Annotated in this window: 13 protein-coding genes; all 13 read left to right on the top strand. The window is 53.4% G+C overall.

Going from position 1 to position 24,354, the window contains the following annotated elements:
* The first annotated feature begins 727 nt into the window (after positions 1–727).
* Positions 728–2,188 carry a M20 family peptidase gene (locus ACYVC2_RS20780; protein ID WP_461105295.1) on the top strand — a complete coding sequence of 487 codons (1,461 nt, stop codon included), beginning with the start codon at positions 728–730 and terminating at the stop codon, positions 2,186–2,188.
* Between the two features lie 339 nt (positions 2,189–2,527).
* Positions 2,528–4,480: a KUP/HAK/KT family potassium transporter gene (locus tag ACYVC2_RS20775; protein ID WP_461105293.1), complete on the top strand. Its 1,953-nt coding sequence runs from the start codon at positions 2,528–2,530 to the stop codon at positions 4,478–4,480.
* Between the two features lie 90 nt (positions 4,481–4,570).
* The gene (locus tag ACYVC2_RS20770; RefSeq protein ID WP_461105291.1) at positions 4,571–5,632 is read left to right on the top strand and encodes an NAD-dependent epimerase/dehydratase family protein; all 1,062 of its coding nucleotides are present in this window, start codon (positions 4,571–4,573) and stop codon (positions 5,630–5,632) included.
* 525 nt (positions 5,633–6,157) lie between these two features.
* A complete protein-coding gene (locus ACYVC2_RS20765; protein ID WP_461105289.1) occupies positions 6,158–7,918 on the top strand; it encodes a phospho-sugar mutase in 1,761 nt (586 codons plus the stop codon).
* Positions 7,919–8,186: 268 nt separating this feature from the next.
* Positions 8,187–11,462 (top strand): SusC/RagA family TonB-linked outer membrane protein, encoded by a 3,276-nt coding sequence (locus ACYVC2_RS20760; protein WP_461105287.1) that lies wholly within the window; start codon positions 8,187–8,189, stop codon positions 11,460–11,462.
* A 34-nt stretch (positions 11,463–11,496) separates the two neighbouring features.
* Positions 11,497–13,203, top strand: coding sequence for a RagB/SusD family nutrient uptake outer membrane protein (locus ACYVC2_RS20755; protein ID WP_461105285.1), 1,707 nt, complete (start codon positions 11,497–11,499; stop codon positions 13,201–13,203).
* A 301-nt stretch (positions 13,204–13,504) separates the two neighbouring features.
* Positions 13,505–16,702 (top strand): SusC/RagA family TonB-linked outer membrane protein, encoded by a 3,198-nt coding sequence (locus ACYVC2_RS20750; protein ID WP_461105283.1) that lies wholly within the window; start codon positions 13,505–13,507, stop codon positions 16,700–16,702.
* Positions 16,703–16,708: 6 nt separating this feature from the next.
* Complete coding sequence (locus tag ACYVC2_RS20745; RefSeq protein ID WP_461105281.1) at positions 16,709–18,091, top strand: RagB/SusD family nutrient uptake outer membrane protein; 1,383 nt, start codon at positions 16,709–16,711, stop codon at positions 18,089–18,091.
* A gap of 272 nt (positions 18,092–18,363) precedes the next feature.
* Positions 18,364–19,653, top strand: coding sequence for a Gfo/Idh/MocA family protein (locus ACYVC2_RS20740; RefSeq protein ID WP_461105279.1), 1,290 nt, complete (start codon positions 18,364–18,366; stop codon positions 19,651–19,653).
* A 38-nt stretch (positions 19,654–19,691) separates the two neighbouring features.
* Positions 19,692–20,114, top strand: a complete 423-nt coding sequence (gene tsaE, locus ACYVC2_RS20735; protein ID WP_461105277.1) for a tRNA (adenosine(37)-N6)-threonylcarbamoyltransferase complex ATPase subunit type 1 TsaE — start codon at positions 19,692–19,694, stop codon at positions 20,112–20,114.
* Positions 20,115–20,205: 91 nt separating this feature from the next.
* Complete coding sequence (locus tag ACYVC2_RS20730) at positions 20,206–21,414, top strand: alanine dehydrogenase (protein WP_461105275.1); 1,209 nt, start codon at positions 20,206–20,208, stop codon at positions 21,412–21,414.
* 66 nt (positions 21,415–21,480) lie between these two features.
* On the top strand, positions 21,481–21,885 hold the full coding sequence (locus tag ACYVC2_RS20725) for a hypothetical protein (RefSeq protein WP_461105273.1): 405 nt from the start codon (positions 21,481–21,483) through the stop codon (positions 21,883–21,885).
* Between the two features lie 449 nt (positions 21,886–22,334).
* Entirely contained in the window at positions 22,335–24,338 is a 2,004-nt protein-coding gene (gyrB, locus tag ACYVC2_RS20720; protein ID WP_461105271.1) for a DNA topoisomerase (ATP-hydrolyzing) subunit B, read from the top strand.
* Positions 24,339–24,354 lie beyond the last annotated feature (16 nt).

The following is a 24,354-nucleotide window of genomic DNA, read 5'->3' as shown; positions in this document are numbered from 1 at the left end:
AACAGGATGTCGTAGGGGTGGGTTACTTCGCTCCACCGATGGGGAGGAATCATGTGGCTTCCGTTGTGAAGTGAGATGGTCCGGTTCGACTCCGGCATGCGATGCCCCGCTCCCACCCCGGCTGTTACTCCTGTTCTAAACTAGGCAGGTGCCGTAGCTTCGAGAAGCGATCAGGTACTACCGAGTGGTCTATTTGTATGCCCCCCACGGGGTCACATATTTATAGTCAATACGTCATCCTATAACTATTTGACCCCGTAGGGGTCATACGAAACCCTACTTCTATTTTTTGCAAATGAAATAACGCCTTAACAAGTGCCGTAGAAAAGAGTTACTTCGACTTTCGTCTTATAGGCCGTCGCCGGTTCGAATCCGGCCATCGGAACCTGGTTCCGGTGTAGCTCAGGGGTAGAGCACCGTCTCTTTTCGTTTGTTGCCTTGTTAGTTAACGCATCAAAACCGGTGTCGTAGATCAGAATTACTTCGTATGGGATCTGGGGGTTGGTGGTGAAAGTCCACCTCACAGCACGATCTGTGATAGCTCAAGACAGAGCACCGGACAGAAGTCTGATCGACCGTTACCCGGTTTTGGTGTTATTATTGTTTTTAATATAATAAAGACAATTTTTAACAAGCAAATATCTGTATTACCGAATAAAATTTTGCCCTTAGAAAATTAATCGCGTCTTTAGATCAGTCTATATCTCCGTTTAGCTGATCTTAACCTATGCGATTATTTCTACGAATTGTTGCCTTCGTCTTTGTTCTCCTGATCATTGCTGTCCTCGTCAATACGTTTCGACTGAAATCGCATCAGTTGACCGACGTACCGCCCGCTAAACCCATCGAGGTGTCTGATTCCGCCATCCATCGTCTGGCCGGAGCCATTCGCATCCCAACCGTTTCCTTTACCGATTATACCCTGACGGACACCACGCAGTTCGATAAGTTTGTGGCCTACCTCCAGACTGCGTTTCCGCTCATTCATCAGCGGCTGAAGCCCGAAACCTTCAACCAGTATGGCCTGCTTTTCGAATGGAAAGGGCACAATCCGGCTTTAAAACCGGTGTTGCTGATGGGTCACTACGACGTAGTACCGGTCATTCAGGGGACCCAGCGCATGTGGAAACGTCCGCCCTTTGCGGGCATCATTGCCGACGGCTACCTCTACGGCCGCGGCACCCTCGACAATAAAATGGGGGTGATTGCCCTGCTCGAATCCGTCGATTATCTGCTGCGTACCGGTTTCCAGCCCGAACGAACCCTGCTGCTGGCGTTCGGTCAGGACGAAGAAACATCCGGACAGCGGGGCGCCCAGACCATTGCCGCGGCTCTAAAAAAACGGGGTGTTTCGCTCGAGTACGTGCTGGACGAAGGGGGCGTCATTAAAACCGAAGGTGTTTCGGGTACCAATAAACCCGTAGCGCTGATCAGTATTGCCGAAAAAGGCTATCTGAGTCTGGAGCTCACAGCTATTGGGAAAGGCGGGCATTCGTCCATGCCTCCGCGACAAACCAGTATCGGTATGGTGGCCGAAGCCGTCAGCAAACTAGAGCACAACCCGTTTCCGGCCCGGCTAAATGGGGGCGTCGATCAGCTTCTAGACTACCTGGCCTCCGAAGTTTCGTTCGGTCAGCGGGTTGTCTTCAGCAACCAGTGGCTTTTCGGTCCGCTGATCGAAACGTTCGTTTCGGAAACCAAGTCGGGCGACGCCAGTATACGTACCACGACAGCCCCTACCATTTTTCGCGCAGGCGCCAAAGACAATGTGCTTCCCATCGATGCAACCGCTACGGTCAACTTCCGATTGCTGCCGGGCGACACGGTCGAGGGGGTCATCGAGCGCGTCAGGAAAGTTATTGACAATGACAGCATTACTGTGACGGCATTAGGCAAGGGTAATAATCCGGTACCACTGGCCAGCACCGAAACGCTGGGGTTTCAAACCATTCACCGAACGATAAAAAGCGTCTTCCCCAATGTTCTGGTGGCTCCCAACGTTATGTTAGGTGCCACGGATTCTAAATATTACTCGTCACTTACGTCGTCTATTTATCGCTTCTCGCCCCTTCCTTTATCGGAAGCCGACATGCAGGGAATTCATGGCACCAACGAGCGCATCGGGCTCAACGATTATAAAAATATGATTCGCTTTTATGTTGCTTTACTCCAGAATAGTCAGTCTTAGAGGGTGTGGCGACCAGCTTATTGCTTTCCTTCGGATAAATTTTGAGCTAAAAAGAGATGGCCTGTTTAAGCAACAGGCCATCTACCAACACACCTAATTAAACAAAACCCGAATCAAAGCAGGACATATTGACGTCCCGTTTCTTGTGGTATGTATATGTACGAAAGAGAGTCGTATCTGGTTTTAGCCCGAAATCGTTCCGTAAACCGCTTCAGGCCTACCCATTCATCGGGTAAGGCATGATCAACTTTCGGTTAAGGCCGCATTAATGAATCTAAACATCGGTTATCTTTGCCCCGTTTTGACCCAGTCGTAAAGTGAAAGGCGCAAGCCTGTTTTATGGAAGACAAAAAACATTTAGACACCGTTACGGCCGCCGGGCTGTTGGTGGCAATGGGTATTATTTACGGCGATATCGGTACGTCGCCCCTGTATACACTCCGGGCTATCATTGGCCCAAACAATGCAATTCGACCAGATGTCGTCCGGGGGGCCCTCTCCTGCGTATTCTGGACGCTTACCCTCCAAACGACGGTCAAATACGTAATCCTGATTCTACGCGCCGACAACCGCGGAGAGGGAGGAATTTTTGCCCTCTATGCCCTGGTCAGGCGTCATGCCCGCTGGCTGACCCTACCGGCCATTATCGGCGGATCGGCCTTGCTGGCCGACGGCATTATTACCCCACCGATATCGGTATCGTCGGCAGTGGAGGGGTTACGGTTGCTTTACCCCAGCATCACCCATCTCCAGATTATCGAGATTGTGATCGCCATTCTGACGATTCTATTCCTCATCCAGGCGTTTGGAACCAACGTGGTCGGTACAGCTTTCGGCCCGATTATGCTCACCTGGTTTGTGATGCTGGGCGTGCTGGGAGCCATTCAGATTGCCAACGCCCCCCAGATTCTGGTGGCTTTCAATCCGTATTATGCCTACTGGCTGTTGTCAGAGTATCCGGGCGGTTTCTGGCTGCTGGGGTCAGTCTTTCTATGTACGACCGGGGCCGAAGCACTTTATTCCGACATGGGCCACTGCGGCCGGGCCAATATTCGGGTGAGCTGGGTGTTCGTCAAATCATGTCTGGTCCTGAACTACTTCGGCCAGGGCGCCTGGCTGCTCAGCATGGAAGGCCAGACCCTCAGCGACCGGATTCCGTTTTATGAAGTGATGCCGCCCTGGTTCCTGACCATCGGCATCAGCATCGCCACAGCGGCTACGGTCATTGCCAGTCAGGCGCTCATCAGCGGTTCGTTTACGCTCATCAGTGAAGCCATCCGACTGAATTTCTGGCCTAAAGTTCGGCTGCGGTATCCGAGTGTTCAGAAAGGGCAGCTGTATGTACCGAGCGTTAACTTCCTGCTCTGGGCGGGTTGCGTGGGTGTCGTGCTTTACTTCCGCGAATCGTCGAATATGGAAGCGGCTTATGGGTTAGCCATTACCCTGACCATGCTGATGACTACCCTGCTGATGTCGTATTACCTGTATACGCACAAATACCAGGCCTGGGGAGTTGTTTTGTTTCTGACGGTTTATCTGGGCATCGAAGGCTCGTTTCTGATTGCAAACCTGATCAAGTTTCCGCACGGTGGGTGGGTATCGGTACTGATCGGATCGGCCATCGCCAGTGTCATGTACATCTGGCTGCAGGCGTTCCAGATTAAACTCCGCCTGACCGAATACGTACGCATCGATCAGTACACGCAGGCCATCAAGGAACTTAGCCGCGACATCAGTATTCCGAAATATGCGACGCACATCGTGTTCATGAGCAACGCAGCCCGGCAATCGGAAATCGAGTCGAAAATTATTTATTCGATTTTTCAGAAACGCCCCAAACGTGCGGATATCTACTGGTTCGTCCACGTCGATACCACCGATGATCCGTATACGATGGAATACAAAGTAAACACCATCGCTCCCGACGATGCCTATAAAGTGACCTTCAAACTGGGTTTTCGGGTCGAGCAACGGATCAATCTGTTCTTTCGGAAGGTGATCGAAGACATGGTGAAAAACAAAGAGGTGGATATTACGAGCCGCTATGAATCGCTCAGCCGTCAGAACGTGATCGGCGATTTCCGCTTCGTAGTCCTGGAAAAGTTTTTGTCTTTCGAGAACGAACTGCCCCCCCGCGAACGGCTGATCATGAATATTTATTTTACCATAAAAGGCTTCACAACTCCCGAAGATCGCTGGTTTGGGCTGGACAGCAGTTCGGTTAAAGTCGAAAAAGTGCCGCTGGTCATTCGTCCCGTCGAAAACGTCAAACTCAAACGCATTACTACATAATAGTCGATAGCCAATAGTTGGTAGTCGATCGTTATATGCTTCTGTTGACCCACAACTATTCACTATCGACTATCTACCATTGATTCATTTATGAAAGTATTAATCACCGGCGGAGCCGGATTTGTGGGCTCATCGCTGGCTATATCGCTCAAACAGAACTACCCAGACTATCAGATTTTTGCCCTCGACAACCTCAAACGGCGTGGTTCGGAATTAAGCCTGGCCCGACTGAAAGCGGCTGGCATTGAGTTTCTGCACGGCGACATTCGCAACAAAGAAGATTTCGACGCGCTGCCCGGTGTCGATACGGTTATCGAAGCCTCCGCCGAACCGTCGGTGCTGGCGGGCCTGGATGGCACTCCCGATTACCTGATCAATACGAACCTGTTTGGAACGGTCAATTGCCTCAATTACGCCCTGAAGCACAAAGCCAGTTTCATTTTCCTGTCGACCAGCCGCGTCTACCCCATCAAAACGATCGAGACGCTCAATTTCGAAGAGGCCGACACACGGTTTGTGTTAACGGATAAACAACCCGTTCCCGGCGTATCGTCGCGAGGAATTGCCGAGAATTTTCCGCTGGACGGTGCCCGGTCCCTGTACGGCACCACCAAGCTGGCTTCGGAACTGCTGATCCAGGAGTATAACGAGTTCTACGGACTGCGGACGGTAATCAACCGTTGCGGTGTCATTACGGGCCCGTGGCAGATGGGCAAGGTCGATCAGGGGGTGATGGTGCTCTGGATTGCCAAACATTATTTTGAGCAACAACTGGCGTATATTGGCTACGGTGGCACCGGCAAACAAACCCGGGACATGCTGCACATTGCCGACCTCTATCGGCTCATCGACTGGGAGCTGCACAACCTGGGCGACGTCAACGGCGAAATCCTGAACGCGGGTGGTGGTGTCGAAAGCAGTGCCTCACTGCAGGAATTGACCAAAATTTGTCAGGAGATAACCGGCAAAACCATACCCATCAAACAGGTGGCCGAAAACCGGGCTGCCGATATCCGGCTATACATCACCGACAACACCAACGTGACGGCCCGAACGGGCTGGAAACCTCAGCTTGGTATCCGTGAGATCGTCACCGACATTCACGCCTGGCTCGATGAAAACCGGGCCGCCCTGGAACCGATTCTGAAATAATCTGCGCGGTTCCGTCCGCGGCCCCCCTCCCCCGCCCGATCAGATGGTTGTCTTTTTATCATCTGATCGGGCGAACGCCCCTATTACCCTTACCTAAGCCGGCGCCGACCACCAGCGAAGCCCTCTTCAAGTCGCTTGGGCGCCATCAATTCTGAAAACATTCCGTTACATTGCCAAAGCGACTCGGCTACTCCGGACGAAAACACTACTTATGCTTTCTACCCAAGTCCGAATCCATCGTACGGATTTGGTGAACACGGCGGGAATTGTAATTTTGGCGGACTAACTACCAATGAGGTAAAGTTTGGAACGGCTGAATACGAATCTGTATTAAACGAGAATTTTAGCTGACGTTCTTTTAGCTGTAAACAATTTGCTCGTGTGAGCCATTTCATTGCTAGGAAGAATTAGACGACATATCTGACCGCCGAAGGCTTTTTAACGTATTCCCGGGAATAATTTCTTTTTTTGTACAAAATCCCAAAATGTTCTCCTTATTATTAACAATAGCTTAGCAAAACAAGCATGACAACGGCCCTTGACTCTTCAACCCAGCAGCGTGTTGACAAATGGCTTACCGGCAATTACGACGCCGAAAGCAAAGAATCCATTCAGCACCTGATCGATTCTGGTAATATTACCGAACTGACCGACTCGTTCTACCGCGATCTCGAATTTGGCACCGGCGGTCTGCGGGGTGTGCTGGGCGTCGGTTCTAATCGTATGAATCGGTATACGGTTGGGGCGGCCACCCAGGGTCTTTCCAACTACATCAATGCGGCCTTTCCAGATCAGGAAGATATCAGCGTGGCGATTGCGCACGACAGCCGGCGGATGAGTCCGGAGTTTGCCCGGCTGGCGGCCGATATTTTTTCGGCCAATGGCATTAAAGTGTACCTGTTCAGCAGCCTGCGCCCGACACCTGAACTTTCGTTCGCGATTCGGCAACTGGGATGCCAGAGCGGTATTGTCGTGACGGCGTCGCACAATCCGCCCGAATACAACGGCTACAAGGTGTACTGGAACGACGGCGGTCAGGTAGTGTCTCCGCACGATAAAGGCATCATTGGAGAAGTAAACAAGGTGACCTCTGTTGATGATATCAAATTCGAGGGGGTTCCGGCAAAGATTCAATTGATCGATGAAGAAATCGATGCCCCCTACGTAGAGCGGGTCAAGTCGAATGCGGTGAACCCGGAGGTTATTCAGCGCCAGGCGAACCTGAACATCGTTTATACGCCTATCCACGGCACGGGAATCACGCTGGTACCCCGCGTACTGGATGCGCTTGGCTTCAACAACGTACACATCGTGGAGCAGCAGGCTACCCCCGACGGCAATTTCCCAACCGTAAAATCGCCCAATCCTGAAGAGCGGGCAGCCATGCAACTAGCGCTGGATCTGGCTCTTTCGATCGATGCCGACCTGGTGATGGCTACCGACCCCGATGCCGACCGGGTGGGCGCGGGCGCTCGCAATCACCACGGTGAGTTCGAACTGTTGAACGGAAATCAGATGGCTAGTCTGATCATCTATTATCTGCTGAACGCCTGGAAAGATGCGGGCAAGTTGACCGGTAAGGAGTTTGTGGCCAAGACCATCGTGACGACGGATCTGATCGATCAGATGTGCAAAAATTACGGCGTCACCTGCTACAATACCCTCACCGGGTTTAAATACATTGCCGAGGTCATTCGCGAACTCGAAGGCAAAGAGAAATTCATCGGTGGTGGCGAAGAAAGCTACGGCTACCTCATCGGTGATTTCGTGCGGGATAAAGACGCCATCGCGTCCTGCGCCATTATTGCCGAACTGACAGCCTATGCTAAAGATCAGGGCAAGAGCCTGTTCGACATGCTGATGGCTATGTACATGGAAAACGGGTTCTACTACGAGGCACTGGTTTCGCTAACCAAGAAAGGCCGATCGGGCGCCGAAGAAATTCAGCAGATGATGGCCGATTTTCGGGCCAATCCGCCTAAGTCGATTGCCGGATCGCCCGTGGTGCGCGTAGACGACTACAAAGCCCTGACGCGGCTGGATGCCCAGTCGGGTCAAACGTCAGCGATCGAAGCGGGAAAAATGGGGATCGAATCCTCGAATGTGCTACAATTTTTCACTGAAGATGGTACCAAGGTTTCTGCCCGTCCGTCGGGTACAGAGCCTAAGATTAAATTTTACGTCAGTGTACGCGAACCATTGGAAAGTAAAGAAGCCTTCGACGACACGTATGCGCAGCTAAAAGCAAAAGTACAGCGGGTTATCGATGAGTTGCAGCTTACCTAGCCGTAACTGATTTAAGTAACTACGTATAAGGCACAGCGTTACTTTTCCAGATTTAACTCGCCTAACAGGCTTTCATCGTATCATTAAATTAAATCTTTTTTAGATCCAAAAGCCCGTTCTACGCGTAGAACGGGCTTTTTTTGGTTAATCCACTAAATTTTTAGATTAATACTATTTTAATTTTAATTAAATGAAGATTAATTTTAAGCAGTAATACCTATGTACTTTTACTACAACCCAAAGTTTCACCTAATCTCTACCTTTAATTATGAAACACGCTTTACAACAAGCGTACCGACTTATGCCGCTCTTTCTGATGAGCTGGTTAGTGTGCGTAGGGGCCTTTGCCCAGGACCGTAAAGTCACCGGTCGTGTTACCGATGGCAACGACAATAACCCACTGCCGGGTGCCAACGTTGTCGTGAAGGGCACCCAAATCGGGATGGTGACCGATGTCAATGGTCAGTTTTCGCTCAATGTCCCCACGGATCGAAACACCCTGACGGTTTCGGCCATTGGTTTCAACGCTCAGGACATTACCATCGGCAACCGGACCAACATTGACGTTACCCTAACCGCCGATATCAAAACCCTGAATGAAGTAGTTGTAACCGGTTACGGTGCCCAGGCAAAACGCGATATCACGGGAGCCGTAGCAACCGTCGACATGAAAGAAGCGCTGAAAGTACCCTCGGCCAACGTAGCCCAGGCGCTACAGGGCCGAGTGGCGGGCGTTACTGTCGGCAACGACAACTCACCGGGCGGTGGGGTCATGGTGCGGATTCGCGGGTTCGGCACGATCAACGACAACTCTCCGCTCTACGTCATCGACGGCGTACCGACCAAAGGCAATCTGAACACCCTGAACCCGAACGACATCGAGTCGCTCCAGGTACTGAAAGATGCTTCCTCGGCCTCCATCTACGGCTCGCGGGCAGGAAACGGGGTGGTCATCATCACTACCAAAAAAGGAAAGGCCGGCAAACCCAAGCTGACTTACGACGCGTATTACGGTGTTGCCCGACCCGGTAAATTTCCCGACCTGCTCAATACCCAGGACTACGCCAGCCTGGTCTGGGAATCCCGGCGGAACGCGGGCAATGTGGTCAACGGCAACCCCAAACACGCCCAGTTCGGCAACGGTGCCACCCCGGTTATTCCAGATTACATCTTCCCGGATGGTGCAATGGAAGGCGATCCTCGCTTAGCGAAAGATGCCAACGGCAACTACGTGAACTATACCACCGACGTCGACAACGTCAACTTCAAGAAAACCAACTGGCTGATTACCAAAGCCAGTAAAGAAGGGACGAACTGGTTCAAGGAAATTTTCGATCCGGCACCGATTCAGAATCACCAGCTGGGGGTGACCGGCGGGGGCGAAGGTGGCCGCTACGCCATGTCGGCCAATTACTTCAATCAGCAGGGCATCATGAAGTACACCTACTACAAACGCTACTCGATCCGGGCCAACACCGAATTTAACGTCAGCAAACGGATTCGGGTGGGCGAAAACCTGCAGGTCGCCTATGGTGAACGCGTAGGTGGCGGCAACTCGACCCAAAGCATTACGGCCAATAACAACGAAAGCAATGCCGTTTCCTTTGCCTACCGGATTCAGCCTATTATACCGGTCTACGACGTAGCGGGTAATTTCGCCGGTACCAAAGGGGGCGACCTCGATAATGCCCGCAACCCCGTTGCGCTGCTGTACCGAAACAAGGATAACGTCGGTAAAGAGCTGCGCTTTTTCGGAAATGCCTATGCCGAAGTCGATATTCTGAAGAACCTGACCGCCAAAACCAGCTTCGGTGTCGACTACAATACCTATAACATTCGGGCTTATACCCCGCGCGATATCGAGTCGTCGGAAGCGGCTACGGCCAACTCCATGTTCACCCGCAACGAGATCGGCTACACCTGGACCTGGTATAACACCCTGACTTACAACAGTGAGATCGGCTCATCGATCAAATACAACGTACTGCTGGGAACGGAATCGATCAAGAATAACTTTGAGTTCTTCCGCGCCGACCGGTCTAAATTTGCCAACGACGACCTATACAACCGCTACCTCGACGCCGGAAACGCCGGTACCCAAACCAACACCGGTGGTGGATCGGACTGGAAGTTAGCGTCTGAATTTGCCAAAGCCAGCTTCTCCTTCTTCGACAAATACCTCCTGGACGGAACCATCCGCCGGGACCGTTCGTCGCGTTTTGCCGCAGCCAACCGGGTAGCGTATTTCCCAGCCGTATCGGCTGGCTGGCGGGTTTCGCAGGAGGAGTTTCTGAAGCCGGTTACGTGGATCAATGACCTGAAAGTCCGCGCGGCCTATGGCCAGACCGGAAACCAGGAAATCGGGAACTACAACCCGTACCTGATCTACGGAACCAGCGCTACGACTTCGTTCTACGACCTGAATGGCTCGCGGACGTCCTCGCTGCAAGGCTATGAGCTTCAGCAGTTTGGGAACGCCAATGCCAAGTGGGAAACAACAACCTCGGTTGACTTCGGAGTCGATGCTTCGCTCTTCAAAGGCAAGTTGGACGTTACCTTCGACTGGTTCAACCGGGTAACCTCCGACGCCTTGTTTCCAGTAGAGGTGCAGTACACCCAGGGGCAGGCAACCAACCCGTTCCAGAATATCGCTTCGTTCCGGAACCGGGGATTTGAACTCGGGCTGAACCACAGCGGTAAACTCGGAAACGGCGACTTTACGTACAGCATTGGCGCGAACATTTCGACCTACCGCAACCTTGTTACCCGCACCGACGGTAACCCGAGCACGCAGTATTTCGGCTTTACGCCCCGTATCCCGGCCATGACCGTGACCCAGGAAGGTTATCCTATTTCGTCGTTCTTCGGCTACGTGATCGACGGGATTTTCCAGACGGATGAAGAAGCATCGAAAGCCGCGGTGCAGTTCGGTGGTGGGTTGAACAACAAGGCAGGGCAGTTTCACTTCCGGGATTTGAACGGCGACGGGGTCATCAATGCCAGCGACCGGCAGGTAATCGGCAACCCGCACCCCAAAATGTCGTACGGTCTGAACCTCAACCTGGGCTACAAAAACTTCAACCTGACGATCTTTGGGCAAGGGGTTTACGGCAACGAAATCTTTAACTACAACCGCTACTGGACGGACTTTCAGACCTTCGCCGGCAACCGTAGTACCAGAATGTGGACCGATTCATGGCGGCCGGGCAAAACCGACGCCAAACTGCCCCAGCTACGCTCGAACGACAACATCAGCTCGAACCCATCGACCTACTACCTGGAACCCGGTTCGTACCTGCGGATGAAAAACGTTCAGCTTTCGTATACCCTACCCCGTGGGCTGATGTCGCGGTTGGGCTTGAGTAATGCGATGGTCTACGTTCAGGGCCAGAATCTGTTCACGGTCACTAAGTATTCCGGACTGGACCCAGAGATCAACCTGCGGGATTCGGGCGGCACGGGCAACGACCGGCACATCGGTGTCGACGAAGGAGCCTACCCGGTTGCCAAAACCATGTTAGTCGGCCTCAACCTCGCCTTTTAACCCACGAACCCACCTTTTGAACGGATAAAAAATCATGAAAAAGACAATAGTATGGGCTGCCCTGCTGAGTATCGGAACCCTGACAGCCTGCAAAGATGAATTCCTCGACGTACAGCCGAAAGCCGTACTGGGAGCCTCCAGTTTCTACAATACAACCGGCGTCAACTATCTGCTCATCGGCGCTTATTCGCTGCTGGATGGCTGGGGCTCGGGCGGTACGTCGTATCACTCGGCCGCCGACAACTGGGTGTTCGGTGCGGTAGCCGCCGATGATGCGTACAAAGGTTCGACTACGGGCGACCAGCCGGATATTTCGTACATCGAATACAAAAGTATTCAGCCCGACAACGGCTATTTCCGCGGAAAATGGCGGGTTTGTTACGATGGTGTCGCTCGCTCGAACGACGTGTTGCAGGCGCTTGAGAAAACGACCGACATGGTTGAGGCCGACAAGGTACAGGTGCGGGCTCAGGTTCGGTTCCTGCGTGGCCACTACCACTTCGAAGCCAAGAAGATGTTCAATATGGTACCTTACATCGACGAGAAAACCTATAATCCGCTCGATCTGAACAGCACCAAAGTATCGAATGACAAAGACATCTGGCCCAACATCGAGGCCGACTTCAAGTTTGCCTACGAGAACCTGCCCGCCAAACAATCGCAACCCGGCCGGCCGACCAAATGGGCGGCTGCAGGTATGCTGGCCAAAGCGTATATTTTCCAGAAGAAATGGGCCGAAGCCAAAACCTTGCTGGAAGCGATTGTCGCCAGTGGGCAGTATAAGTTAATGGATCGTTACCACGACAACCACCGGGCGACCACGAACAATAATGCGGAATCGATCTTTGAAATTCAGTTCTCGGTCAACGACGGAACGGGTGAGAACGGCAACAACGGCGCCGTGCTGAACTACCCCTACGGTGGACCGACCACGTGCTGCGGATTCTTTCAGCCTTCTCAGAACCTGGTGAACGCCTACCAGACCGACGCCAGTGGTTTACCGCTGCTGGACACGTTCAACAGCACCGACGTGCCGAGCGACCAGGGCCTCGAATCGACCCAGCCCTTTACGCCCTATGCTGGCTCACTCGATCCACGACTGGACTGGACCGTTGGTCGTCGGGGTATTCCCTACCTCGACTGGGGGCTGATGCCGGGTAAATCGTGGGTGCGCGACCAGGGAAACGGAGGACCCTATGAGCCGAAGAAACACCTGTTCTACCGGACCGACGTAGGCACGAACACGTTTGCCAGTAATAACCGGCTGAACGCCAACAACTACCGCATTCTGCGGCTGGCCCACGTGTACCTGTGGCTGGCTGAAGCGGAAATCGAGGTCGGTAGTCTGGAAAAAGCGCGGGAATACGTCAATATCATCCGGAAGCGTGCTTCAAACCCGGACGGGTTCGTAAAAATGGACGACGGCAAACCGGCAGCTAACTACACCATCGGCCTCTACAATCAACCCTGGACCGACAAGGAGGCTGCCCGCAAAGCGGTTCGTTTCGAGCACCGGCTGGAGTTCGGTATGGAAGGCCACCGCTTCTTCGATCTGGTCCGCTGGGGTATTGCCGCCGAAACGCTGAACGCCTACATGCAAAAAGAGTCGAACATGCGGACCTACTTCAAGGGCGCCCAGTTTGTAAAAGGCAAACACGAGTATTATCCGATACCGCTCCAGGAAATCCTGAACAGCAAAGTTAGTGGTCAGGCTACGCTCAAGCAGAACCCCGGCTATTAAAATTACCGTTAAACTCCCTTAAGAGGTAACGGCCTGTTCCTGATTTTTTTACAGCTACTAAAGCCCGATCTGTCATAGGTCGGGCTTTTTTTGTGGGTTAAAATCGCCATTTCAGCCGGGACACAACGGCATTACCCGTCAAAATCAATAGACTTTCTATAAAAAACTCGATGCAACGCCTGACCGTCCTTAAAAGTCTATAAAAAAATACCCAGTTTACTAGTATACTTGCATCGGCTCGAACGAGCCTTACTAACCTACCTTTTCCAGCCTGAAATTTTTCACTGTAAACAATCCGTTTATGATCAGTCCGTTACCAGAATCTGCCCGAAATGGGTATCGACTAGGAGCGTTTTTCAGTCTGCTGTTCCTGATGGTTCAGTTCAGCTACGCTCAGACAATTACCGGTACCGTTACCGATGCGACTACCGGCGACGCCCTGGCCGGTACGACTATCCAGGCCAAAGGCACCAGCGTAGGGGCCACGTCCGATGCGCAGGGAAAATACCAGCTTAATGTGCCGGCGGGCGCCAAAACCCTGGTTTTTTCATTCATCGGTTATCAGCCGACCGAAGTGACCATTGGAAACCGAAGCGTCGTGGATGTAAAACTGACCGCCACTGACAACGCCCTGGGCGAAGTAGTAGTGGTGGGCTATGGCGTACAGAACAAGCGCGACATCACTACCGCCATCGGTTCAGTGAAGGCTAAAGACCTGGCCAACCAGCCCGTCGCCAGTTTCGATCAGGCACTGGCGGCCAAGATCGCGGGGGTGCAGGTAACGCAGACCTCGGGTGCACCGGGGGCTGCGCTGTCCGTGCGGGTGCGTGGAACGGGCTCAATCAGCGCCGGCAACGACCCGCTCTACGTCATCGATGGGATTCCGCTCTCGCGCGATACCAAGTACGCAACCGGCGGCACCAACACGCAGTTTCCCGATAACCCGATCAACGTACTAAGCACCATCAACACCGATGATATCGAGAGCATCGAGGTCCTGAAAGATGCCTCGGCGGCTGCCATCTACGGTTCGCGCGGCTCCAACGGCGTAGTGCTGCTGACCACCAAAAAAGGAAAAGAAGGCAAGACCACGATCAGTTACGATTCGTACATCGGCACGCAGACCGTATCGAAAAAAATCGACATGATCAACGCCTACGAATATGCACAGTTGAGCTACGAAGCCAAAAACAACGCCTACATCGACCGAAATCCGACGGAAAAACCAACCGACTCGAACGACATCCGCAACAAAGGGGTAGGCGCACCCAGCACACTTATCCAGCCCGAAATCGTTCCCTATCTGAGCGGACAGGCGGGTCTCACCAACACCGACTGGCAGGACGCCATCTTTCGGGCCGCCCCGATTCAGAACCATACGCTGTCGATCTCGGGCGGCAAAGACAACGTCAAGTTTTATATCTCCGGTAATTACCTCAACCAGCGGGGGGTGGTCATCAATTCGGGCTTCAAACGCTACGGCGCCCGCGCCAATGTCGAAGTGAAAAGCGGCCGGCTGACGGCGGGGGTCAACCTGAACCCAACCTATTCGTACCACGACCTGATCAAAGCCGAAGGGCCGTATCTGGGCGAAGGCGTCGTTGGGCTGGCGCTGCAAATGCCGCCGATCTTCCCGGTCTATAACCCGGACGGGTCATATAACTGGACAGGCAACGCCTGGGGTTACGGCGCTACGTCGATTCTGAATCCGGTAGCTATTGCCAACCAAGTCAGCGACAAACTGAGCCAGTTGCGGGTGCTGGGGAATGCCTACGCACAGTACGAGATCATCAAGGGGCTGGCGTATCGGCTCAGCGTAGGAACCGACATCAACAGTTTCCAGCGCGATTATTACCGGCCGTCTACCCTCGAAGTTCGCGACCGGAAAGGGGCTTCGGTGCCAACGGGCTTCTCGCGGGCGCAGAACTTTGTCGACTGGCTGGTTGAAAATACCCTGACGTACAACCGCTCGTTCGGGCAGCATACCCTTTCAGGACTGGCAGGTTTTACCTCGCAGAAAGACCGGCGGGTGGCCAATGAGCTGACGGCTACCAATTTCCCGAACGACCTGGTTTATACCCTCAACGCCGGGCAGGTTTCGTCGGGAAGCTCCGATATTCAGGAGTGGTCGCTGCTGTCGTATCTGGGTCGGGTACAGTACGATTACGGCGGTAAGTACCTGGTATCGGCGGCTATCCGGGCCGATGGGTCGTCGCGTTTCGGCCGCGACAACCGCTGGGGGTATTTTCCGTCAGTGTCGGCAGGCTGGAACATTTCGCAGGAGTCGTTCCTGAAATCCGTAAACTGGCTGAGTGATTTTAAAATCAGGGCCAGCTACGGGCTGACGGGTAATTTCCAGATTCCGAACTACGGCTCGGTCAGTCTGCTCAACTACCAGAACTACATTCTCGGCAACGAAACCATCGTGAGTGGTCTGGCACCGGGCAATTCGGCCAACGACAAATTGAAGTGGGAAAAAACCGCCATGCTTGATGTGGGTTTCGACGTGAGTTTCCTGCAGAACAAGCTGAACCTGACCGTCGATTATTACAATGCCAACACCTCCGACCTGCTTCTGAACGTACCTGTGCCGCGGGCGTCGGGCTTTAGCACGGAGCTGCAGAATATCGGAAAAGTCAACAACCGCGGACTTGAATTTACGGTCGGCACGCGGCAGACCTTCGGACGGCTACGCTGGGAGGCTAATGCCAACATCGCTACCAACCGCAACGAAGTTAAAGCCCTCGGCCCCGCCGGCGACCCGATCATCGTAGCCGGTGGCGTGGCCGGTGCGCAGTTTATCACCCAGATTGGCCATCCGATCGGCGAATACTATACCATGATTTACGACGGCGTGTTTAAGAATCAGGCGGAAATCGATGCCTATCCGCACACCAGCACGACCCGCCCCGGCGATTTTAAATTCCGGGATACCAACGGAGACGGTAAGATCGATTTCAGCAGCGACCGGTCGGTAACGGGCAGCTATTTTCCGAAGTACACGTTCGGGTTCAACACCAATTTCGCCTACCGGGGCTTCGATCTGGGCATTGCTGTGCAGGGGGTGCAGGGGCATAAAATCATGAACCTGATTCGCCGGTATATCTACAATATGGAAGGCAACGGCAACCTGTTCAAAGGGGCGCTCGACCGCTGGCAGTCGCCGGAGAACCCCGGCAATGGACTGGTGAACCGCGCCAACCGGCTGGCTTCGGGCTCCAACGGCGAAATCTCGACCTGGCATATCGAAGATGGTTCGTACGTACGTATCCGGACCATCACGCTGGGCTATTCGCTGCCGGGCGCACTGCTGACCCGACTACGGCTGAGCCGGGCCCGACTGTATGTGACCACACAGAACCCGTTTACGTTCACGAAGTATCTGGGTTTCAACCCCGAGGTCAACAGCCGCCCCGACAGCGCGCTGTCGTCGGGCGAAGATTACGGAACCTATCCCCTCCCCCGCACTACGTCGGTCGGTCTCAACTTATCCTTCTAACGAATCATGAAAAAAATAGCCATAATTCTTACCGCTGTCGTGGGGCTGACGGCCTGTCAGAAAAACTTTCTGGACCTCAAGCCACTGTCGCAGCCGAACGTCGATAATTTTTATAAGACCGCCACGGATTTTAATAACGCGGTCAACGGGGCCTACGATGCACTGCAAAGCTCCAACCAGTACGGCAACGATTTCTTTACCCTGATCGAAGCCCGCAGCGACAATGTGCTCGACAACGACCCCTCATCGAGCGCCGGGCTACGCTACAACATCGACCGGTTTATCGAGCCGACCACGAACACCATCCTGCGCGACACCTGGGGAAGCCTCTACACGGGTATCAACCGCTGCAATCTGATTCTGGACAAGATCGATGCGGTAACCATGGATGCGACTCTGAAAGCGCGTTATAAAGGCGAAGCGCAGTTTATCCGGGCCCTGTCGTATTTCAATCTGGTGCGTCTCTGGGGCAAAGTGCCGCTGGTACTGACGGCCGGTACAACGACCGACGCGCGTTCGTACGTCCGCAACGAAGTGACCGACATTTACGCAGCCATCGAAAAAGACCTGACGGCAGCTGCAGCGGGGTTACCGGCTACCTACACCGGCAACGACATCGGCCGGGCGACCTCCGGTGCCGCAAAAGGGCTGCTGGGCAAAGTGTACGTGACCGAAAAGAAGTATGATCTGGCTGTATCGACGCTGAAAGATCTGGTCAACGGAACGACCTATCAGTTGCTTCCCAACGTGGCCGACGTGTTTCTGGTAACGAACAAAAACAACGCGGAGCTGCTGTTCTCGGTCAAATACAAGAAAGGAGGATTACAGGGCGAAGGGCACGGTTCGTGGTTTGGCACCAGCATCGGCGACAACATCGAACCTTCGTTGCGGGCCGCCTACCCCACTGGCGACAAGCGGCTTCCGCTGACAGTGCAGGTGCCCGTTCCGAGCAGCATCAATGCCGTTCCGCGCAAGTATTACGACGAACTGTCGGCAACGAACGACGTGGGTAACGACTTCCCGGTCTTACGTTTCGCGGACGTGCTGCTGCTGTACGCCGAAGCCCTCAATCAGGTTGGCTATCAGGCCACTGGCGACGCGTTTACAGCGCTGAACCGGGTGCGGACGCGGGCGGGCGTGGCTGCTTATACCAGCGCGCAGCTGGCTACCAAAGAAGCGTTTCAGACGGCGGTGATTGCCGAACGCCGGCTGGAACTCGCCCTAGAAAACGACCGGTGGTTCGACCTGGTTCGAACAGGAACGGCCGTGGCGGCCATTAAAGTGACTGGCATTACGATGCCGGATTACCGGACGGTCTACCCTATTCCGCAGTCGGAAATCGACGTGTATAACAACAAGGCGACGTTTCCACAGAATACCGGCTACTGATCAATAAACCGCCTGCAGATTCCCCAACTGCCCCGCTAACTGACAGCGGACAGTTGGGGAATTTTTGTGTCGATACAGGTCCACGCTCTTACAAAGATTAGACAGGGGAATCAAATTTACTATAGTGTGGGTTCTCATCCGCGCTGGGGTAAGACTCAACCAGACGTATTCGTATGAACTGGTCAGACGCTACGGAGCCGTCGAATTATAGCTCCCGATAAGCAAGTATAGCTTACCCGTTCTTCTCTTTTGTTTGGTAAACGACTACGTTCATGAAAGATACATCGGCTTCGACCACCCGCCGGACATTCCTGAAGCAGGCTGCCAGCTTGTCAGCTTTCTATATCGTTCCCCGTCATGTACTAGGCCGGGGTTATCTGGCTCCCAGTGATCAGATCGCGCTAGGGTTTATCGGGCTTGGTAAACAGGCCAATGGGCTTCGAAACCAGTTTCTGAAGAACGACGCCCGCGTTGTAGCCGTCTGCGATGTAGACCAGCCGAAAATGGACCCGTTTGTCGAAGCCGTCAATAAATTTTATGCCGACAAAACCGAAAAAGCGAGCTATACCGGTTGCCAGAAATACGACGACTACCGGACGCTGCTCGCCAGTAAGGGCATCGACGCCGTAGTCATCGCCACGCCCGACCACTGGCATAGTGCCATTGCGATAGCAGCTGCGAAAGCCGGAAAAGACATCTACTGCGAAAAGCCCCTGTCGCTCACCATCGCCGAAGGCCGGGACATGGTGAAAGCTACCCGCAAATACAAGCGCGTGTTCCAGACCGGCAACATGCAACGCTCCTGGAAAGAGTTCCGGCAGGCTGTCGAGCTGGTACGTAACGGCTACATCGGGCAGATCAAAACCATCAACGTCAACGTAGGCGGCCCCCCGCACGAGTTCGATTTAGCCGCCGAACCAATTCCGGCAGGCCTCAACTGGGATGCCTGGCTGGGTCCGAATGCAATTGAGCGACCTTACAATAATGTGCTGGATCCGACGCTAACAGCCTCATTCTGGGGCAAATGGCGCGACATTCGCGACTTTGGCGGGGGCGGTATGACCGACTGGGGCGCCCACATGTTCGACATTGCGCAGTGGGGGCTCGATATGGATAACTCCGGCCCGGTCGAGCTGATTCCCGGCGCAGACGGCAAGGGTTTGGTATACCGGTATGCCAACGGCGTTGAGATGCACCACACACCCGTAGAAGGCAAACAGTTCTGTCAGTTTATCGGCACCGAGGGCGAAGTGAAAGTAGCCCGTGGCGAACTGACCACCACCCCGGAAACGCTGAAAGACAAGGTTATCGGCGAAACCGACAAGCGGGTTTATTTCAGTGACAATCATTACAAAGACTTCCTCGACGCTATCCGCAGCCGCAAGAATCCAATCTGCGACGTGGAGGTAGGCCACCGGACCGCTTCGGTCTGCACCCTCGGGAACATTGCCTATCAGTTGGGGCGCCCGCTGCACTGGAATCCAGCCAAAGAGAAGTTCGAAAAAGACGCCGAAGCCGACCGTCTGCTCAGTCGGCCGATGCGAACGAAGTGGACGGCTTAAAAATCTGTATCTTTGCGGGCTATCGATCCAACAGGCCCATGACGTTGCATACTCATCACGCCGACGACCTCGACGCCGTAGCCCATCAGTTACTGGCCCAAGGGCGCCATCAGCCGGTATGGCTATTTACGGGAGAAAAAGACGCGGGCAAAACGACCCTGATTAAAACCCTCTGCCAAATGCTGGGGGTGATCAGCCCCGTACAGAGCCCCGAGTTTTCGATCGTGAACGAGTATACGACCCACGAAGGCCATTCGGTTTATCATGTCGATGGCCACCGGCTGCGGAACGAAGCCGAAGCGTTGGATCGCGGCCTCGAAACCTACATGGCTTCGGGTAGTTATTGCTTTATCGAGCGGCCCGAACACATGACCTCCCTCTGGCCTGCCTCGTATTATCAGATTCGTGTATCGGTCGGTAAAAACAGCCACCGGACGATTGAAACTGAGTTGATTGGATAGTTTTCGGCATTCAGTTTGCCGTCTGCAAAATAAAGGGTAGCGCTGGCCGAAACCCAACACCAGCAGACTGCAAATCGTAAACGTTGCACATGTGACTGGATTTGAGAAATTAGCCCAAACGGCCCTATATCCGAAAGAAGCCCCACTGGCTCTGAAAAGCGACCAGAACAGCCTGCTCATCGGGTTACCCAAAGAAGTATCGCTTCAGGAAAACCGCATTGCGCTCACTCCCGAAGCCGTAGCCATTCTGGTTCGTAATGGCCATAATGTTATCGTTGAGCAGGGCGCGGGCGAAAAAGCCAAATTCCCGGACAGCGAATACAGCGAAGCGGGTGCTCAGATCGCCAAATCGCCGAAGGAAGTTTACGAAGCCAACCTGATCCTGAAAATCGAACCGCTGATTGACGAAGAGTTCGAACATGTAAAATCGGGCAGTACGGTTATTTCGGCTCTGAATCTGCCTGCTCATGACAAAGCTTATTTCGAGCGAATCAACAGCAAGAACCTAACGGCTTTTGGCTACGAATACATTGAGGATCAGGCCGGCGGCTTACCCATAATTCGGTCGATGAGCGAGATTGCCGGCAGTACCGTGCTGCTCATCGCCAGCGAATACCTGAGCAATGCAGATAATGGGCGGGGAATTATCATGGGCGGTATCACCGGCGTTCCGCCAACGAAAGTAGTCATGCTGGGGGCCGGAACCGTGACCGAATATGCCGTCCGAACCGCCTTGGGGATGGGCGCCGATGTCAAAATTTTCGACCGGCATCTGTACAAACTCCAGCGGCTCAAATACGCCGTCGGTCAGCACGTCTACACCTCCATCATCGACTCCGATACGCTGACGGAAGCCGTGCAGCGGGCCGATCTGGTCATCGGGGCCATGCGCGCCAGCGACGGTCTTAGCCCCGTTGTGGTCACCGAAGAAATGGTTGGCCGTATGAAGCCAGGCTCGGTCATCATCGATGTATCCATCGACCAGGGTGGCAACTTCGAGACCTCCCGCATGACGACCCACAAGAATCCGACCTACAAGCATATGGGCGTGATCCACTACTGCGTTCCGAATATTGCCGCCCGGGTCGCTTACACGGCCAGTATGGCCCTGAGCAATATCTTTCTGCCTTTTTTGCTGGAAACCGGTACCACAGGAGGCATCGAGCAGATGATGTATGCGAACCGTTGGTTTATGAAAGGTGTTTATACTCATAAAGGGACGCTTACCAATGCCTACATTGCCCGGAAGTTCAACCTGCGTTTCAAGGATCTGGACCTCTTGCTGGCGGCCCGGTTTTAAAACAAGTAGCTGGTAGTCAGTAGCTATCGACTGCCCACTATCAACTAACTACGATCAACTTATCCGATGATCAACCACAGCAACGAAAATACGTTACTCGACGACGCTAACTCCTACGACGTTAACAAGGAATTGATGGGAGCTATTTCGTCGGACTTTGTCAAAGTGGCCGACCAGTTGAAGGAAGCATCGTATCAGATCCGGAAACGCGGATTTTCGGAATACCCTGTCTTTGTAGCCTCCCGTCGGGATGTGCCCGTGGGGCAGTTGCTGATCGGCGTAAACGAGCTGGAAAATCAGTGGAATTATAAAGCCTCGTTTCTGGATGAATTCGTGCAGCGGGCACTGATCGGCCCCGAATCGGTAGACCTCTGGAAAGAAAACTACAAAAAGCCCGACGAGTACTGCTGTCTGTTCGTCGTTCATGGCGATTTTGCCGGTTTCGTCTACATTCCTTATCCAGAAGATTAATCGCTTTTTACCGTGTATGCCAAAGCCAGACCCCTGCCGTCTGGCTTTAATTTTTTGCGCCCGGCGACTCCGAATCGTCTGGCCTGAACAGCGAAAAATTTTACGCATAAATCACGATCGAATACAGCTGGATGGTTTGCGCCTTCAATACTATTTTTTTGTGAATTAGTCGTGTAAAAAAACGCGTTCTGAAAACTTAATTTCCGGCTTGTATATCCCCTACTGTTGACTGGCAAAACGAATCGTAACCGGGTCTCAGAGTGCGTAAAAGCCATTAATTGGGAAGTAACTTGGGGGTTAAAACATTTTTTTGTATATTATGCAAATCTTACCAAAAGGGGTAGGAAAAAACGATTATTTTTTGTATTTTTACAATCTGTAACGTATACCCCCAAGGTACGGTTGACTAAGCCCTGAACAACAAATTTTTGACATTTTTTCCTTATAATATGACCAACGAATTGATTGAAGCAGATGCTCCCGTTGCGACCGCACCCAACAGTACATATGGTGCCGATAACATCACCGTTTTAGAGGGCCTGGAGGCCGTTCGGAAACGGCCCGCCATGTACATCGGCGATGTCGGGATTCGGGGACTGCACCACCTGATTTGGGAGGTCGTTGATAACTCTATTGACGAAGCGCTGGCAGGCTACTGCGATAAAATCAGCGTAACCATCAACCCCGACAATTCCATTACTGTTCAGGATAACGGACGGGGCATCCCGACCGGCATCAACACCAAAATGGGGAAGTCGGCCCTGGAGATTGCCATGACCATTCTGCACGCCGGTGGTAAATTCGATAAAGATACCTACAAAGTTTCCGGCGGTCTGCACGGGGTCGGTGTTTCCTGCGTCAATGCGCTTTCGACCGACATGCGGGTGGAAGTGCACCGCGAAGGCAAAATCTTCGAACAGGAGTATAAAATAGGCATTCCTCAGTATGACGTGCGGGTCATTGGCGAAGCCAGCGATACCGGCACCATAACGCATTTCAAACCCGACGGTAGCATCTTTACCGAGACGGTTTATAAGTACGATACCGTAGCCGGTCGTCTGCGCGAGCTAGCGTATCTCAACAAAGGCATCCATATCTTCCTGAAAGACCTGCGCGAACTGGACGAAACCGGTGAACCGCTGCGTCAGGATGATTTCTTTTCGGAAGGAGGGCTGGTCGAGTTCGTCGAGTATCTGGACGAAACCCGCCCCTCGCTCGATGGCATGAAACCCATCTACATGGAAAGCGACAAAGGCTCGACCCCCGTACAGGTAGCGCTGGTATACAACTACGAAGCCGGTGAGAACGTACTGTCGTACGTAAACAACATCAACACCCACGAGGGCGGTACGCACGTACAGGGCTTCCGCTCGGCGCTGACCCGGGTGCTGAAAAATTATGCCGACAAAAACCCCGGCGTACTACCCAAAAATTCGGGCAAGGTCAGCTTCAGCGGAGAAGATTTCCGCAAGGGCCTAACCGCCGTTATTTCGGTGAAAGTTCAGGAACCGCAGTTCGAAGGACAAACCAAAACCAAACTGGGCAACCAGGAGGTGGTCAGTGCGGTCAGTCAGGCAATGGCCGATCTGCTCGAAACCTGGCTGGAAGAAAATCCCAAAACCGCGACGGGCATCGTCAAGAAAGTGCTGGTGTCGGCGCAGGCGCGCATTGCCGCCGATCTGGCCTATAAGCGTATCATGACCGAGCGTAAGGATTTTATGGGCGGCATGGGGCTACCGGGCAAACTGGCCGACTGTTCCGATACCGATCCGGAGAAATGCGAACTTTACCTGGTTGAGGGCGACTCGGCGGGCGGTACGGCGAAGCAAGGCCGTAACCGGGCTTTCCAGGCTATTCTGCCGTTGCGGGGTAAGATCCTGAACGTCGAGAAAGCCATGGAGCACAAGATCTATGAAAACGAAGAAATAAAAAATATCTGGACAGCGCTGGGCGTACGGCTTGAAAAGAAAGACGACGAGACGGTGATGAACCTGGATAAACTTCGGTATCATAAAATCATCATCATGACCGATGCCGACGTAGATGGCAGCCACATCCGGACACTGATTCTGACGCTGTTCTACCGCAACATGAAAGCCCTGATCGACAACGGCTATATTTACATTGCGCAACCTCCGCTGTATCTGGTGAAGAAAGGCAAGGAAGAGCGCTACTGCTGGACCGAAGCACAGCGCGAAGCGGCCGTGAAAGAACTGGCGGGTGCAGGCCGCGAAGAAAACGTAGGCGTGCAACGCTACAAAGGGCTCGGCGAAATGAATGCCGAGCAGCTCTGGAGCACGACCATGAACCCCGACACCCGCAGCCTGAAAATCGTAACGGTTGAGTCGGCCGCCGATGCCGATCACGTCTTCTCGACCCTGATGGGCGACGAGGTGGCGCCCCGACGCGATTTCATCGAACGGAATGCGAAATACGCCCGGGTCGATGTTTAACCGAATGATAACATAA

Source organism: Spirosoma koreense, assembly GCF_054777875.1.
The sequence above is the reverse complement of the archived record's forward strand: the minus strand, read 5'-3'. Positions and strand labels throughout refer to the sequence as shown.

Coding starts and splice junctions, on each gene's coding strand:
- tsaE (WP_461105277.1), top strand. CDS start 19,692: ATGACGTTGCATACTCATCACGCCGACGACCTCGACGCCGTAGCCCAT.
- ACYVC2_RS20745 (WP_461105281.1), top strand. CDS start 16,709: ATGAAAAAAATAGCCATAATTCTTACCGCTGTCGTGGGGCTGACGGCC.
- ACYVC2_RS20760 (WP_461105287.1), top strand. CDS start 8,187: ATGAAACACGCTTTACAACAAGCGTACCGACTTATGCCGCTCTTTCTG.
- ACYVC2_RS20770 (WP_461105291.1), top strand. CDS start 4,571: ATGAAAGTATTAATCACCGGCGGAGCCGGATTTGTGGGCTCATCGCTG.
- ACYVC2_RS20755 (WP_461105285.1), top strand. CDS start 11,497: ATGAAAAAGACAATAGTATGGGCTGCCCTGCTGAGTATCGGAACCCTG.
- ACYVC2_RS20725 (WP_461105273.1), top strand. CDS start 21,481: ATGATCAACCACAGCAACGAAAATACGTTACTCGACGACGCTAACTCC.
- ACYVC2_RS20780 (WP_461105295.1), top strand. CDS start 728: ATGCGATTATTTCTACGAATTGTTGCCTTCGTCTTTGTTCTCCTGATC.
- ACYVC2_RS20775 (WP_461105293.1), top strand. CDS start 2,528: ATGGAAGACAAAAAACATTTAGACACCGTTACGGCCGCCGGGCTGTTG.
- ACYVC2_RS20740 (WP_461105279.1), top strand. CDS start 18,364: ATGAAAGATACATCGGCTTCGACCACCCGCCGGACATTCCTGAAGCAG.
- ACYVC2_RS20765 (WP_461105289.1), top strand. CDS start 6,158: ATGACAACGGCCCTTGACTCTTCAACCCAGCAGCGTGTTGACAAATGG.
- gyrB (WP_461105271.1), top strand. CDS start 22,335: ATGACCAACGAATTGATTGAAGCAGATGCTCCCGTTGCGACCGCACCC.
- ACYVC2_RS20750 (WP_461105283.1), top strand. CDS start 13,505: ATGATCAGTCCGTTACCAGAATCTGCCCGAAATGGGTATCGACTAGGA.